Annotated in this window: 15 protein-coding genes; 10 read left to right on the forward strand and 5 right to left on the reverse strand. The window is 75.4% G+C overall.

Features of this window, described 5'->3' with window-relative positions; translation table 11 throughout:
• Positions 1-126 precede the first annotated feature (126 nt).
• The gene (locus tag CNX65_RS23040) at positions 127-1,365 is read left to right on the forward strand and encodes an MFS transporter (protein ID WP_096495630.1); all 1,239 of its coding nucleotides are present in this window, start codon (positions 127-129) and stop codon (positions 1,363-1,365) included.
• A gap of 3 nt (positions 1,366-1,368) precedes the next feature.
• Here the strand turns inward: CNX65_RS23040 and CNX65_RS23045 are convergent, their stop codons facing one another.
• Entirely contained in the window at positions 1,369-2,172 is an 804-nt protein-coding gene (locus tag CNX65_RS23045; RefSeq protein WP_096495631.1) for an SDR family NAD(P)-dependent oxidoreductase, read from the reverse strand.
• Between the two features lie 95 nt (positions 2,173-2,267).
• On the opposite strand from CNX65_RS23045, the gene CNX65_RS23050 reads away from it, so the two are divergent.
• The 4 genes from CNX65_RS23050 (at position 2,268) to CNX65_RS23065 (ending at position 6,149) form a co-directional block, all read left to right on the forward strand.
• Positions 2,268-2,846 carry a TetR/AcrR family transcriptional regulator gene (locus CNX65_RS23050; RefSeq protein ID WP_096495632.1) on the forward strand — a complete coding sequence of 193 codons (579 nt, stop codon included), beginning with the start codon at positions 2,268-2,270 and terminating at the stop codon, positions 2,844-2,846.
• A 127-nt stretch (positions 2,847-2,973) separates the two neighbouring features.
• Positions 2,974-4,476 carry an RICIN domain-containing protein gene (locus CNX65_RS23055; RefSeq protein ID WP_096495633.1) on the forward strand — a complete coding sequence of 501 codons (1,503 nt, stop codon included), beginning with the start codon at positions 2,974-2,976 and terminating at the stop codon, positions 4,474-4,476.
• A gap of 43 nt (positions 4,477-4,519) precedes the next feature.
• The gene (locus CNX65_RS23060; RefSeq protein WP_096495634.1) at positions 4,520-5,296 is read left to right on the forward strand and encodes an SDR family oxidoreductase; all 777 of its coding nucleotides are present in this window, start codon (positions 4,520-4,522) and stop codon (positions 5,294-5,296) included.
• Between the two features lie 19 nt (positions 5,297-5,315).
• Entirely contained in the window at positions 5,316-6,149 is an 834-nt protein-coding gene (locus tag CNX65_RS23065; protein ID WP_232519966.1) for a MerR family transcriptional regulator, read from the forward strand.
• Here the strand turns inward: CNX65_RS23065 and CNX65_RS23070 are convergent.
• Together CNX65_RS23070 and CNX65_RS23075 are read right to left on the reverse strand one after the other, a co-directional pair.
• Positions 6,127-7,128 carry a HEAT repeat domain-containing protein gene (locus CNX65_RS23070; RefSeq protein ID WP_096495636.1) on the reverse strand — a complete coding sequence of 334 codons (1,002 nt, stop codon included), beginning with the start codon at positions 7,126-7,128 and terminating at the stop codon, positions 6,127-6,129. The genes CNX65_RS23065 and CNX65_RS23070 overlap by 23 nt on opposite strands.
• Positions 7,122-7,790, reverse strand: coding sequence for a hypothetical protein (locus CNX65_RS23075; RefSeq protein ID WP_096495637.1), 669 nt, complete (start codon positions 7,788-7,790; stop codon positions 7,122-7,124). The genes CNX65_RS23070 and CNX65_RS23075 overlap by 7 nt, the downstream gene beginning before the upstream one ends.
• Before the next feature lie 324 nt (positions 7,791-8,114).
• On the opposite strand from CNX65_RS23075, the gene CNX65_RS23080 reads away from it, so the two are divergent.
• Genes CNX65_RS23080 through CNX65_RS23090 form a run of 3 tightly spaced genes read left to right on the forward strand, consistent with a single transcriptional unit; the run spans position 8,115 to position 11,196 of the window.
• Positions 8,115-9,719: a class I adenylate-forming enzyme family protein gene (locus CNX65_RS23080; RefSeq protein ID WP_232519967.1), complete on the forward strand. Its 1,605-nt coding sequence runs from the start codon at positions 8,115-8,117 to the stop codon at positions 9,717-9,719.
• Positions 9,716-10,417, forward strand: coding sequence for a tRNA-dependent cyclodipeptide synthase (locus CNX65_RS23085; RefSeq protein WP_096497947.1), 702 nt, complete (start codon positions 9,716-9,718; stop codon positions 10,415-10,417). Before CNX65_RS23080 ends, CNX65_RS23085 begins: the two co-directional genes overlap by 4 nt.
• A 53-nt stretch (positions 10,418-10,470) precedes the next feature.
• Complete coding sequence (locus CNX65_RS23090; protein ID WP_096495639.1) at positions 10,471-11,196, forward strand: class I SAM-dependent methyltransferase; 726 nt, start codon at positions 10,471-10,473, stop codon at positions 11,194-11,196.
• Between the two features lie 73 nt (positions 11,197-11,269).
• Here CNX65_RS23090 and CNX65_RS23095 read toward each other — a convergent pair whose 3' ends face one another.
• On the reverse strand, positions 11,270-11,599 hold the full coding sequence (locus CNX65_RS23095) for a DUF1330 domain-containing protein (RefSeq protein WP_096495640.1): 330 nt from the start codon (positions 11,597-11,599) through the stop codon (positions 11,270-11,272).
• Between the two features lie 96 nt (positions 11,600-11,695).
• Here CNX65_RS23095 and CNX65_RS23100 point away from each other — a divergent pair, with 96 nt between their 5' ends.
• Positions 11,696-12,499 (forward strand): helix-turn-helix domain-containing protein, encoded by an 804-nt coding sequence (locus CNX65_RS23100; RefSeq protein ID WP_232519968.1) that lies wholly within the window; start codon positions 11,696-11,698, stop codon positions 12,497-12,499.
• Between the two features lie 16 nt (positions 12,500-12,515).
• On the opposite strand, the gene CNX65_RS23105 is transcribed toward CNX65_RS23100, so the two are convergent.
• Positions 12,516-13,403 carry a LysR family transcriptional regulator gene (locus CNX65_RS23105; RefSeq protein WP_096495641.1) on the reverse strand — a complete coding sequence of 296 codons (888 nt, stop codon included), beginning with the start codon at positions 13,401-13,403 and terminating at the stop codon, positions 12,516-12,518.
• 70 nt (positions 13,404-13,473) lie between these two features.
• Here CNX65_RS23105 and CNX65_RS23110 point away from each other — a divergent pair, with 70 nt between their 5' ends.
• Entirely contained in the window at positions 13,474-14,421 is a 948-nt protein-coding gene (locus tag CNX65_RS23110; RefSeq protein ID WP_096495642.1) for a threonine ammonia-lyase, read from the forward strand.
• The last annotated feature ends 19 nt before the right edge of the window (positions 14,422-14,440 follow it).

Raw genomic sequence — 14,440 nt, forward strand, 5'->3', positions numbered from 1 at the left:
AAGGCGAACCCGGCGTCGGGCGTGGTCCGGGCACCGGGTGGAAAACGGTTTCCGCGCTGGCGCTCCCCCGCGCTAGCGTCACCAGCCGCCGCAGCGGATCGCGGGGAACCGGGGGGCCTGGGACTCATGGCGTCGACGAGGAGCAGGGGCGGTCCGGCGCTGATCGCGGCGCTGGTGGTGGACTCGGTGGGCAACGGGATGTTCGTGCCGCTGGCGCTGCTGTTCTTCACCAGGCTCACCGAGGTGCCGCTCACCCTGATCGGGGTGCTGGTGAGCCTGGCGAACACGCTCACCCTGCCGATCCCGGTGCTGGCGGGCCGGCTGGCCGACCGGGTCGGGCCGCTGCCGCTGGTGGTGGGCGCGCAGTTCGCGCAGGGGCTGGGATACCTGGCCTACACAGCGGTGGACGGGCCTGCGGGGATCTTCCTGAGCTCCGGGCTGGTGGCGGTCGGCGTGCGGTTCTTCTGGTCGAGCGTGTTCACCGCCGTCGCGGACTTCGCCGACGGCAGCACCAGGGCGATGAGCAAGGACCAGTGGTTCGCCTGGGCGAACATGGCCCGCACGGCGGGGCTGGGCGTCGGCGGGCTGGTCACGGCGGTGGTGGTCACCTCCGACGAGGACCCCGTCCACCGGGGCGTCGCGGTCGGCTCGGCGGCGTGCTACCTGCTGGCGGGGGCGGCGATCGGGGCGTTCGTGCGCGCGCCGAGGCGGGAGCGCGAGACGGCGGGCGACGGCGGGTACCGGGCGATGCTGCGCGACCGGCCGTTCCTGGCGCTCACCGGGATCAACTCGGTGTTCGCGATGACCAGCCTGATGCTGGCGCTCGGGCTGCCGGTCTTCGTGGTGGAGGCGCTGCGGGCGCCCGCGTGGCTGGCGCCGGTGGTGCTGGTGGGCAACACGCTGGTGCTGTCGCTGCTGGCCGCGCCCGTGGTGCGGCGGTTGGCCCCGTTCCGGCGGACCAGGGTGCTGGTGGCCGCCGCCGCGCTGTGGGCGGGGTGGTGCCTGCTGTTCGCGGCGCTCGGGCCGGGACGCCTGCCCCGGGTGCTCCCGGTGCTGCTGGTGGCGACGGCGCTGTTCACGGCGGCGGAACTGGTGCACGCGCCGGTGTCGATGGCGCTGGCCACGGCGCTGGCCCCGCCGTCCGCGCGGGGGCGGTACCTGGCCTCGTTCCAGTACTCGTTCACCGCGGCGGGCATCGTGGGGCCCGCGTTCTTCACGTCGCTGTTCGAGGTGCGGCACTGGTTGCCGTGGCTGGCGCTGGCGGCGGTGAACGGGCTGGCGGGGGTGGCGGTGCTGCGGTTGGAGCGGGTGGTCCCGGCGGCGGCGCGGCGAGCGCGGGACGAGGGCGCGCCCGCCGCGGGGTGACGGTCAGGCGGTGCTGCCGCCGTCCGCGAGCAGGGTGCTGCCGGTCATGAAGGCGGCCAGGTCCGAGGCGCAGAACAGGGCCACGCGGGCGATGTCGTCGGGCACGCCGGGGCGGCCGATCGGGCCGTTGAGCATGAGCGGGGTCGGGGGCTGGTCGGCGGGGCGGGGTGCGGCGGCTGCGGCGGCGAGGTTGCCCTCGGTGGGGACGTGGCTGGGGGCGACGCCGAGCACTCGGATGCCGAGCGGGGCCAGTTCCAGGGCCAGTTCGCGGGTCAGGCCGCGGACGGCGTGCTTGGAGCCGACGTAGGCGGCCAGGCCCGGTGCGCTGCCCCGGAAGCCCGCCGTGGACACGATGTTCACGATCGCGCCGCCCGAGGTCATGCGCTTGGCGGCCTCGCGGGCGCCGACGAACGTGCCGCGCGCGTTCACCGCGAACACGCGGTCCCAGGTGTCGTCGGCCAGTTCCAGCGCGGGGACGGCGGGGAAGACGCCCGCGTTGTTGACCCAGACCTCCAGGCCGCCCAGCTCGTCGACCGCGCGGTCGGCGGCGGCGGCGACCGAGGCGCTGTCGGTGACGTCCATGGCGCAGCCGAGGGCTCGGACGCCGTGCAGGCGGGCGACGTCCTCGGCGGCGGAGGTGGCGAGGGCCTCGTCGACGTCACCGATCAGCAGGTCGGCGCCCGCCTCGGCCAGGCGCAGGGCGATGGCCTTGCCGAGGCCGCGCCCTCCGCCGGTGACGACGGCGCGGCGTCCGGCGAGGGAGATCAGGTCGGCCAGGGGGTGGGCGGACACGTCGGCGGTGGTCATGGCGGGGTCCTCTCGGTGGGTCCGGGGACGGTAACCGCTGCGGTCGACAAAAGGCAACACTGTGGTGCCATTTGCCGGGCGGTTAGGCTCTGCCGGTGACCGAGCCGAGCAGGCGCACCAGGGGGGTGCAGCACGGGCCGCGCAGCCGCCAGGTGGTGGAGGCGGTGCGCGCCGCGACCCTGGCCGAGCTGGCCAGGGCGGGTTTCACCGGCGTCACCATGGACGGCGTGGCCAGGGCGGCGGGCGTGAACCGCACGACCCTCTACCGGCGGTGGCCGACGAAGGCCGCGCTGCTGGCGGACGTGGTGGAACCGCTGCTCGCGCGCTACGACGCCGATCCGGGCGCCGGGTCGCTGCGCGGGGACCTGCTGGCGCTGATGACCGTGATCCGGGACAACGCGGGCAGGCCCGAGGGGCGGGCGCTGATCGCGGCGGCGACGACCGGGGCGCCGGAGCTGGGCGAGCTGGTGCGGGCGGCGAACGCGCGCACGCTGGGGGCGTTCCACCGGGCGCTGGCCAGGGCTGCCGAGCGGGGCGAGCCGGTGGGGGACGCGGGGGTGATCGCGCACCTGGTGTTCCACGGGGTGGTGATGTGGGAGCAGGCGCACGGCGAGCCGCCGGGGGACGCGGACCTCGGGCGGATCCTGGGGGCGCTGCTGCCGGGACGGGGCTGAGCGGGCGCCGGCACCGGTCCTTGTCAGCCTCGAAAACCCTGCGCTACGGTCGGTCGGGAACGCTCCCGGCCGTATCTCCCGGAATACGTCGGCGGTGCCACGAGTCCTGCTCGCGAGGAGGCGAAGCGTGGATCGACGTGCCAAGCAGACTTCCGGGTCCCCCACCCGGCCGCCGGGGTCCGCCCGGCCGCCGGCCCTGGTGGCGGTCGCGCTCACCGCGCTGGCCTGCCTGGTCGCCCCGGCGCCCGAGGCGCGGGCCGCGACCAACCAGTTCCGGGGGGTGAACTGGGCCGTGCTGGGCGACAACTTCAGCACCACCGCGCTCGTCCCCCAGGGGCTCAGCCGCTCCGACAGCAACGCGACCGTCCGCGCCAAGGCCAACGCCCTCTACGACGACCTGGCGGGCACGCTGGGCGTCAACACCGTGCGGCTCCCGGTGAACACCCACACCGTGGCCGACACGACCTGGTGGAACGCCTACCGGGGCGCCGTCGACGCGGCCACCGCGCGCGGGTTCAAGGTGATCCTGGCCTACTGGGAGGACGGCGCGGCCTCCGGTGGGCGGATCACGAACACCGCCGCGTGGCACAGCATGTGGGCGGGGATCGTCGGCGCGTACGCGTCCAGCGGCAGCGTGTACTTCGAGCCGATGAACGAGCCGCACGGCTACACCTCCGCGCAGTGGCGCGACGTCGCGGCGGGCTGGCTCGCCACCCACCCCACCGCCCCGCCCGGCCGGGTGCTGATCGGCGGCACCGGGTACAGCCAGGACCTGCGGGACGTGTGCGGCGACAGCAGGTTCGCCTCGACGCTGCTCTCCTTCCACCACTACGCGTTCTTCTACGAGGCGATGACCTACGACGCCTTCCGCGGCCACATCCAGACCCGCCTGGGCAACTGCGCCTCGCGCGCGGTCGCCACGGAGTTCGGCGCGCCGATGTCCACCGGGCTCGACTACGCCGACGCGGGCAGCGCCGACAACTTCGTGCGCCACATCCGCGCCATGGCGCAGGTGATGCGCGACAACGGGATGGGCGGCACGTACTGGCCCGCGCTGGGCGGCAAGCCGACCGGGAACCTCGGGTACGACTCGTACTCGCTGTACGCGCTCAGCGGCAGCGGGACCGACCTGAACCTGACCGTCCGCAACGCCTCCGGGGCCGACCGGCTGCGGCACGCCTGGGGTGACGGGTCGACGCCGCCGACCACGAACTACCGGGTCGACGTGCGGCACAGCGGCAAGTCCATGGACGTGCAGCAGCCGAACGGCGACAACGGGGCGCGCGTCGGGCAGTACGCGTACGGCGGGAACCCCTGGCAGCAGTGGCAGTTCCAGGACGCGGGCGGCGGGCACTGGCGGATCGTGAGCAGGAACAGCGGGCGGTGCCTCGACGTGGTGAGCGCGTCGACGGCGGACGGGGCCGAGCTGGTGCAGTACACCTGCGGGACCGGGGCGAACCAGGAGTTCCAGCTGGTCGCGTCGGGCAGCCACTTCCAGCTGAGGGCCAGGCACAGCGGCAAGTGCGTGGACGTGCCGTCCTCGTCGACGGCCGACGGGGTGGTGCTCAAGCAGTACCCGTGCAACGGCGGGGCGAACCAGCAGTGGACGCGCACCGCCGTGTCCGGCTGAGCGGCTTGACCCTCCCCCCGGGAGAGGCCCCACCGTTCCCGGCATGAGCGCAGCGGGCAGGGGTGACCTGGTGGGGCGGCTGGCCGTCGTGGCCGGTGGCAGCAGGGGGACGGGGGCGGCCGTGGCGCGGCGGCTCGCCGACGAGGGGGCGCGTGTGGTGACCGTCGCCCGCGCGCCCGAGGGCGGCGGGCCGCTCGCGGTGCGGGCCGACCTGGGCACGCCGGAGGGCGTCGCGGCGGCGGCCGGTGCGGTGGCCGCGCTCGGCGTGCCGGACGTCCTGGTGCACGTCGTCGGCGGGTCGCGGACGCCGTCGGGTGGGTACGCGGTGATCGACGACGGGCTGTGGGAGCAGGAGCTGGCGCTGAACCTGCTGGCGGCGGTGCGCCTGGACCGGGCGCTGCTGCCCGGCATGGTGGCGCGCGGGTCGGGCGCGGTCGTGCACGTCACGTCGATCCAGCGGCGCTTGCCGCTGCACGGGTCGACGCTGGCCTACGCCTCGGCCAAGGCCGCGCTCGCCACCTACAGCAAGGGCCTGGCGAACGAGGTCGCGCCGAGCGGGGTCCGGGTGAACTCGGTCGCGCCGGGGTGGATCCGCACCGACGGGTCCGAGGCGCTGCTGGCCCGCCGGGAGCGCGAGGGCGGGCTCACCCGCGAGGCCGCGATCGCCGAGCTGGCCCAAGCGCTCGGCGGCGTCCCGCTCGGCAGGCCCGCCGAGCCGGAGGAGGTGGCCGAGGTGATCGGCTTCCTCGCCTCGGACCGCGCGGGTTCGGTGGTCGGCGCGGAGTTCGTGGTCGACGGTGGCACCATTCCGGCGGTGTGAGCACCGGGAGGGGGATGTGGTGGCGCGGTTGACGATCGGGGAGTTCTCCCGCATCACGCACCTGAGCGTCCGCACGCTGCGGCGGTACCACGAGCAGGGGTTGCTCGTGCCCGCCGAGGTGGACCCGGCGAGCGGGTACCGGCACTACCTGCCCGAACAGGTCCGCCCGGCGCTGACGATCCGGCGGTTGCGGGAGCTGGACCTGCCGCTGGCCGACGTGCGCCGCTTCCTGGCGGCGGACCCGGACCAGGACGGTGCGGGTGCGGCCGGTGGGATCGTCGCCGCGCACCTGCGCAGGCTGGAGGACCGGCTCGGTCGCACGCAGCGCGCGGTGCAGGCGCTGCGCGAGCTGCTCGACCCCGGCGCCGAGCGGGACGTCGCCCTGGAGACCCTGCCGGGCGCGCGGGTGCTGGCGATCTCGCTGGACGTGCCGCCCGGCTCCGGGACGGGCTGGTACGACGACGCCATGCGCGAGCTCGACGTGGCGGCGGGCGACCGGCCGGTGCTGCCGCCCGGCGGCCGGTACGCGCACGGGTTGTTCACCGGCGACGGCGGGCGCGCCACCGTCTACCTGCCCACCGAGGCGGAACCGCCGCCCGGCGCGGCGCGCGCGCTGCGCCTGCCCGAGCGCACGGCCGTCGTCGCGGTCCACCAGGGCCCCCACGACGACCTCGACCTCACCTACGGCGCGGTCGGCTCGTTCGCGGCCCGGCGCGGGCTGGTGTCGCAGGGGCTGGTGGAGGAGGTGTACCTGGTCGGGCCGCGCGACACCGAACAGCCCGACCGGTGGCGGACGCTCGTCGCGTGGCTGGTCGAGCCGGTGGCGGGGGTCAGCGCCCGCCGCGCGCCGTGAGCAGGGCGGAGGCGACCAGCGCGACGGCCGGGTCGGGGTCCGAGGCCAGGTCGTGGAGGGCGGCCCCGGCGGCCGGTCCGGGCAGTTCCACCAGGGCCTGGGTGAGGCGGATGCGGGCGGCGGGGGTGGCGGTGGCGAGCCGGTCGACCAGCGCCGAGGTGATCCGCCCGGTCCGGGCCGGGTCCTCGGCGAGGGCGGCCAGGGCCTCCGCCGCGTCCACGTCGCCGCCGCCCTCGACCACCAGGTCGACCAGGTGCGGCACGGCCACCGGCTCGCCCCGCGCGCCCAGCGCCAGCGCGGCCTGACCGCCCACCGACCGGTCCGGGTCGGTGAGGGCGTCGGTCAGGAGCGCGGTCGTGCCGGGGGTGTCGGGCAGCTCGCCGATCGCCCGCACCGCGCGGCGGCGCACGTCCGGGTCGGCGGACCGCGCGCCCGCCGCGAGGGTGGGGACGCCGTCGCCGCCGGAGCGGGCCAGCGCCCAGCTCAGCGCGCCCGCCACGTTCGGGTCCGGTTCGGCCAGGAGCGCGCCCGCCAGCAGCTCGGCGGGCGCGCCGCCGGTCTCCGCGCCGGACAGGGCGGCCTGCTGCCTGCGCGCGGGCGCCGTCGAGCCGAGGCCCCGCACCAGCTCCACGACGCGCAGCACGTCCCGCCAGCTGTCGGGCGCGGAGGTCTCGATCGCGCGCAGGCGCCCCACCAGCTCCCGCGCGCGGGCCAGCCGGTCCTCGGCCTCCGCGATCAGGTCGCCGACCAGGCCGGACGGGGTGAACGCCGGGTCCTCCAGCGCGCGGCGGACCTGCTTGAGGGTCAGGCCGAGCGAGCGCAGGCCCTCCACGTGGAGGATCCGGCGCAGGTCCTCGGCGGAGTACTCGCGGTAGCCGCCGGTGGTGCGGCCGGTCGGGCGGACCAGGCCCAGCGCGTCGTAGTGCCGGAGCATCCGGGTGCTCACGCCCGACTGGCGGGCGACGTCGCCGATCAGCACTCCCCGGCCCCCGCGCTTCCCAGGAGGACGATCCGCGCGGCCTCGTCGAGGAGGCCGCCGAACCCCGCGTCGGGGTCGTCCAGGAGCGCCGCGGTGGCGCCCGCGTGGGCCGCGACCTCGGGGTCGGGGTGGCGCGCGGCCTCCGCCAGGAGCGGCCTGACCACCTCGCCGAGGTCGACGAGGGCCCGGCTCAGGCTGCGCCGGGTGTCCCGGTCGCCCCACCCGAGGCGCCGCAGCAGCTCGCGGGCCAACCGCGCCCGCTCCCCGTCCGGGGCCAGGGCCGCGGCGGTGCGCCAGGCGGTCCTGGCGACCTCGGGCTCGGGGGCGTGCAGCAGGTCCGGGGTGATCCACGGCCACGCGCTCGGGTCCGCGACCTTGGACAGGGTGTGCAGCGCCTGGCTCCTGGCCTGGGCGAGCGGGGAGGCCAGCTCGGGGCGGAGGCGGGGCAGGGTGAGCGCGGCCGGGAGCCGGGTGAGGGCCCAGGAGAGCGCGTCGCGGACGAAGAAGTCGGGTTCGACGGCGCAGCGCCCGACGAGCGCGTCCAGCAGGGCGGGGTCGGGGGTCGCGCCGGCCGCCAGGGCCGCCCTGAGCCGCACCGAGGCGTCCTCGGCCGCCAGCGCCGTGGTGAGCTGCTCGGTCCGCGTGGTTCCGCTCGTGGTCATGGGCCACCTCCTGACCGCAGTGAACAGCTTGTCACGGTGTCAGGGTCAAGGCCGGGCGCCCCCGCGCTCGCGCCGGAGTTGACGGGAATTTCACAAGAATCGATTCCGAAGATTTTCTAGCGGATTTCCGACATATTATGGTGAGCACGCGTCACAATCCCCCGGCGCAACCCCGGAACCGAAGCTCCCGCCACCGGAACCGAAGCGCGGAGGTTTCGACCGCAAGCCCCGAAGGCAGCTCGCCCGACTTCTTGACCACCTGACAGCTCGGTCCTACCGTCCTTTGCGTCGAATTTTCGACCGCATGGGGGATCAATGTCAGGCATGCAATTGTGGAAAACAAGTCTCGGGCTCCTGTTCGACCGCAGGGCGCAGATCGGGAAACCGATGTTCTTCCGGCTGAGCCGTCCCATGGACATCGACCCGTCGGGGCAGTCGATCGTCGACCTCCCGGCGCTCGCGGAGATCGTCCGGAACACGGCGGGCGCCCTGCACGCGGCGGGCGTGCGGGCGGGCGACCGGGTCGCGGTGTACAAGGAGAACCACTTCGACTGCCTGCTGATCGCCGCCGCGGCGGTCCGGGTGGGCGCGATCCCGGTGATGCTGTCGGGCCTGCTGCCGCCGGACACCGCGCGCCCGTTGCTCCAGCGCGTGGAGCCGTCGCTGCTGATCGGCACCCGGCGGCTGCTGGAGGAGGAGGACTCGAACGGGGAGCTGCTCTCCGCGTTCGCCGAGCGGACGCTGTGCCTCGACGGGGACGTGCCCGGCGCGCTGCGCCTGACCGACCTGCTGGGCGGGCCGACGCCCGAGTTCGTGCCGCGCGGCGACGACGAGCTGATGATGCTCACCCACACCTCGGGCACGACCGGCATCCCGAAGCTGATCATGTACACCCCGGAGAAGCTCCAGGGGCAGATGGCGCGGCTGGAGTGCCGCAAGCTGCCGCCGCTCACCTTCACCCGCGACGACGTCGCCGCGATGTTCCTGCCGTACGTGCACGCCCGCGCGTTCACCTGGATCTACTCGGTGCTCACGCTCTCGCCCGCGACGACCCTGCTGGTGAGCGAGAACGACCCCGAGGTGGTCGGCCCGCTGCTGCGGCAGCACCGGCCCACCGTGATCGAGGCGCTGCCGATCGACTTCCAGAGGCTGATGCCGCTCGCCGACGAGAACGGCGGCGACGCGTTCGCCGCCGTGCGCATGTTCATCGGCAACTTCGACGCCATGCGCTGGTCGGTGATCCGGGTGTTCCTGAACGCCTCGAGGCACCGGTTCCCGGTGTGGCGCGAGGGCTACGGGCAGTCGGAGACCGGCGGCATGGGGATGACCATGATCACCCGCTACCGGGCGAACAAGCGGCGCGACGAGAACCCCGGACCGCGCAAGGTCGGGCGGCCCATGCCGGGGTTCGTGGAGCTGAAGGTCGTGGACCCGGAGACGTTCCGGCCGGTGCCGACCGGGCAGCCGGGGGTCGTGCTGGCCAAGACGAAGGCCCGCTGCGTCGGCTACTACAAGGAACCCGAGCGGTGGCGCGAGAAGGCCGTCGGGGAGTGGTGGAACACCGGCGACATCGGCCTGATGACCAGGACCGGCGCGCTCATGCTGCTGGACCGGGAGGTGAACCACACGCCGGGCGGAAGCTGCCTGGAGCACGAGGACGTGATCGTGGAGCGCCTGCCCAGGGGCCACGACGTGGCGCTGCTGCCGGTGCCGGACGGCCCGCCGGTGCCGGTCGTGGCCGCGCCGGGCGGCGAGCTGGACCGGGAGCGGTGGCGCGCCGCGGTGCGCGGGGTGCCCGAGCTGGCGGAGCCCGTCGTGATCGACTTCGAGGACATGCCCAGGACCGGCACCGGCAAGATCCTGCGGCAGGAGCTGCGCAGGCGGCACCTGGACGGCGTGGGCAGCCCCGGCCACGGGCGGTGGACGTGAGCGCCGCGCCCGAGCCCGACCGGCGGGGCGCGTTCACCGTCGAGCCGTTCACCGAGGAGTCGCGGCTGATCTGGGAGCGGCGCGAGCACGTGGTGTTCGGCGTGAGCCCCGGCAACAGCTACTTCCAGGTGCCCAGGATGGCGGAGCTGTTCGGGTGGCTGCGCGGCGAGTCCGACCGGATCGACGTGGTCATCCCGGACTCGGCGCTGGTGCACACCTACCTGGCGCTGGGCTACGAGGAGCGGCGGGCCGAGCGCAAGGCGCGCGCGGAGATCAACGTGCTGCGCAACCGGGTCAGCCGGGCCTGGGAGGAGGCAGGCGGGCCTCGGCCCGGCGACGGGCTGAACCTGATGTCGGAGCTGGAGGACGGCGAGGTGTACCGGGCGCGGCTGGCCGAGTGCGAGCGGGCGCTGCGCGAGGACGAGGTGCTGTGGGGCACCAGCGCCGAGATGAGCCGGGAGGTGCTGGCCCTCAAGGGGTACCGGGGCACGGCCAGCGACGAGCAGGTGGAGCGGGCCATGCGGTACCTGCTCGCCGAGCTGCCGTTCTTCCTGGCGTCCAGCGAGATCTTCGACGTGCCGACGTCGGTGAACTTCTACCACCGCAAGCTCCCGCTGGCCGAGGTGGTCTTCTCCGGCGCGTCCCTGCTGCGGGCGTCCCCGCGCCAGGCGTACGCCACCATCCGCCCGGCGGGCTGACGCCCGCCCGGCACGACGGGCACTGCGGTTCCACGACACGGACTGGGGGTTCCATGACGCAGTACGACTCGCTGGCCGAGAAGCTCGGCGACATCGAGAAGGCGATCGGCTTCTACCGGGAGCACGTGGAGTTCCCGTCGTTCTTCCGCGCGCTGGGCCCGGTGGAGGGCAAGCGGGTGCTGGACGTCGGGTGCGGGGACGGGATCTACGCCCGGCTGGTCGCCGAGCGCGGCGCGACCGAGGTGGTGGGCACCGACTCGTCGGCCGGGATGATCCGGTTGGCCGAGGCCGCCGAGGCGGCGCGCCCGCTGGGGGTGCGCTACCACGTGCACGACGCGGCGACGATGCCCGCGCTGGGCGAGTTCGACGTGGTCGTCGCGGTGAACGTGCTGCACTACGCGGGCAGCCGGGAGGCGCTGGACGGCATGTGCGCGCAGATCGCCTCGAACCTGGCCCCCGGCGGGCGGTTGCTGGCGTACGTGGGGAACGCGGACTGCGACAACGAGGCGGCCCGCGACTTCGGGTTCTTCGTGGACCGGCCGGTGGGGCTGCTGGAGGGCGACCCGTTCACCGTGACGATCCACGCGGACCCGCCCGCGTCGGTGCGGGTGCACTACTGGACGGCGGCGACCCTGGCGGGCGCGGTGGAGGCGGCCGGGTTGACGCGGGTGACGTGGGAGGAGATGACGCACTCCCCCGTGTCCGAGGACGACGCGGTCCGGCTGGGGCGGTTGCTGGAGAACCCGCCGGGGCTGCTGCTCAGCGCCTACAAGGAGTAAACGCTTTCCGCTGTGGTTCCGGGGGCCGCTCGCGGTCGGCGCTTCGCGCGCCGGTCGCGGGCGGCCCCGCGCGTCAGGCGAGCTTGTCGGCGGTCTGCCGGGCGCGGTAGCCCTCCGGGACTCCCGCGACCACGACGGCGGTGGCCCGCGAGTGGCGGGTGCGCAGCGGCAGGATCTCCCGGTAGGCCGGGGACGCGTACCACTCGTGGGCGAGGGCGGCGCTCGGGAAGCCGATGATCACCAGGTCGCCGGGCAGCTCGCCCTCCAGGACGTCGTGCGCCTGGCCGTGCACGACCCACCGGCCGCCGAACGGCTCGAACGTCGACTCGATCCGGGTGAGGTACTCCAGCACCTCGGGGCCGATCTCGACGTCGGTCAGGTGGGCGATCGCGTAGCCGGTCATGTCCGGTTCCTCTCGTCGGGCCGCTGCCGACGACTGTGGCCGTTCGGGCGCCCGGCGCGCCATGACCTCGGAGGTCATGGCCCTAGGCTGGCGGGCGTGGACGAGCCGGTGGGGGTGCTGCTGCGGGCGTGGCGGCGGCGAAAGTCGTTGAGCCAGCAGGGTCTGGCGGAGGCGGCGGCGGTGTCGGCGCGGCACGTGAGCCGGGTGGAGACGGGGCTGGCGCACCCGACGCCGGAGATGATCCTGCGCCTGGCGGAGCACCTGGACGTGCCGCAGCCCGAGCGCGACCGGCTGCTGCTGGCGGGCGGGTACGCGCCGCGCTCCCCGGTGGCGCCCGAGGCGGCGGACCCGGCGGTGCTGGCGGGCGTGCGGGACCTGCTGGACGCACACCTGCCGCACCCGGCGCTGCTGCTGGACGACCACTGGGACCTGATCGACGCGAACGCCGCCGCGGCCGAGCTGATGGCGGGCTGCGCGCCGCACCTGCTGGAGCCGCCGGTGAACGTGCTGCGCCTGACCACGCACCCGGACGGCCTGGCCCGCCGCGTCCGGAACCTGCCGCAGTGGGCGGGGCACCTGCGCGAGCAGCTGCGGCACCGCGCCGAGCGCACCGGCGACGCCGCGCAGGTGGCGCTGCTGGCGGAGATCACCGGTCACCTGGCCGCGCTCGGGGTGCCGCCCGCACCCGAGGCGGGGCCGGTGCAGGTGCTGGAGCTGGAGTCGGGTGACGGGGTGCTGCGGTTCGTCAGCACGTCGACGCGGCTGACCGGCACGGCGGACCGGGCCGTGGCGGGGCTGCGCCTGGAGACGCTGCTGCCCGCCGACGGGCGCACGCGGGCGCTGTTCGCGCGGGTGGGCCTGGGCGGGGAGGGGTTGGGCCGGGAGGGGTTGGGCGGGTAGCGGCTCGGCGGACCGGTCAGCGCGGCCACTTCGGGGCGGGGGGCGCGGTCAGCAGGGCGTCCAGGAGCGCTTGGGCCGGGCCGGGCAGCGGGGGCGCCCCGTGGGTGGCGACGCAGACCCGGCGGTGGTCGTCCGGCAGGCGGGTGGCCCGGACGGCCGGGTTGCGGTGGGCCAGCAGGGCCAGGCCGGGGAGGGTGCTGACGCCCAGACCGGCCGCGACCAGGGCTTGCACGGCGACGTGGTCGTCGGTCTCGAAGTCGACCTCCGGGGTGAAGCCCGCGCGCTCGCAGGTGGCGATCAGGTGGGCGCGGCAGCGCGGGCAGCCCGCGATCCAGCGGCGGTCGGCGTGGTCGGCCGGGGTGCGGCCGGTGCGGTCGGACTTGCGGGTGATCAGGTAGAGGGGTTCGCGCAGCAGCGGGTGCAGGGTGGTGCCTCGGGGCTGGTCCGGGGTGTCGGGGTGGTCGAAGACCAGGGCGAGGTCGACCTCGCCGTGCCGGAGCGCGGTGAGGGCCCGCTCGGGTTCGGCCTCGGTCAGGGCCAGCTCGACGCCGGGGTGGTCGGCGGCGAGCTGGGCGGCGGCGTGCGGCACGAGGGTGGCCAGGGCCGAGGGGAACGCGGCCAGGCGGACGCGGCCGGCGCGCAGGCCGGCGTGGGCGGACAGCTCGGCGCGCACGGCCTCCACCCGGCCCAGGATCTCGCGGGCCCGGTCGACCAGCAGCTCGCCCGCCTCGGTGAGGCGGACGCCCCGGCCGACGCGCCGCACCAGGGCGACGCCGGTCTCGGCCTCCAGCTTGGCCAGGTGGTGGCTGACCGAGGGCTGCGCGTAGTGCAGCGCCTCGGCCGCCGCCGTCACCGAGCCCTCGTCGGCGATGGCCACCAGCACGCGCAACCGGGTCAGATCCATAGACGGAGACTATCGTTTGGAAGAAAATCGCACCTGGTTCTATGGCTGTCGCGCCGGCACCGTGGAGGGCGTGCGAATCCCCACCTTCCCCGACCTGCTGCGCGCCCGGCGGACCGTGCGCGCCCACCTCCCCCCGACGCCGCTGCGCCCCGCGCCCGGCCTCGGGCCCGGTGTGCTGATCAAGCACGAGAACGTGCAGCCGACCGGCGCGTTCAAGGTGCGCGGCGGGCTGAACCTGCTGGCCGGGCTGGACGCCGAGGCCCGGCGGCGCGGGGTGGTCGGCTACTCGACCGGCAACCACGCGCAGTCGCTCGCCCACGCGGCGGCGCTGTTCGACGTGCCTTGCGCGATCGTGATGCCGGTCGACCCGAACCCGCTGAAGGCCGCCGCCGTGCGCGCGCTGGGCGCGGAGCTGGTGGAGGCGGGCGGGACGTTCGACCAGGCGCGGGAGCACGCCGCCCTGCTGGCCCGCGAGCGCGGGATGCGGCTGGTCAGCGCGGCGGACGAGCCGGAGATCATCGCGGGCGTGGCCACCGCCTACCTGGAGCTGTTCGAGCAGCGGCCCGACCTGGACGTGGTGATCGTGCCGGTGGGCAGCGGCAGCGGGGCCGCCGCCGCGTGCCTGGTCGCCGCCGCGCTCGCCCCGGACTGCGAGGTCATCGCCGTGCAGACCTCGGCGTCACCGGCCGCGCACGACTCGTGGCGGGCGGGCGAGCTCGTCGCGCGGCCCAACCGCACGGCGGTCGAGGGGTTGGCGACCGGCAGCGGGTTCGCCTTGCCGCAACGGGTGCTGCGGGCGCGCCTGAGCGACTTCCGGCTCGTGGACGACGCGGCGGTCCGGCACGCCCAGTGGGTGATGCTGCGCGACGGGCAGACCCTCGCCGAGGGCGCGGGCGCCGCCCCGCTGGCCGCCTACCTGGCCGAACCCGAGCGGTTCGCCGGGCGCAGCGTCGCGCTGGTGTGCACCGGGGCCAACGCGGGCGAGGCGGAGATCCGGGCCGCCGTCGGGGCGGGCTGACCGGGGTCGGGTCCGCGCC

This window comes from Actinosynnema pretiosum (assembly GCF_002354875.1).
GTDB lineage: Bacteria > Actinomycetota > Actinomycetes > Mycobacteriales > Pseudonocardiaceae > Actinosynnema > Actinosynnema auranticum.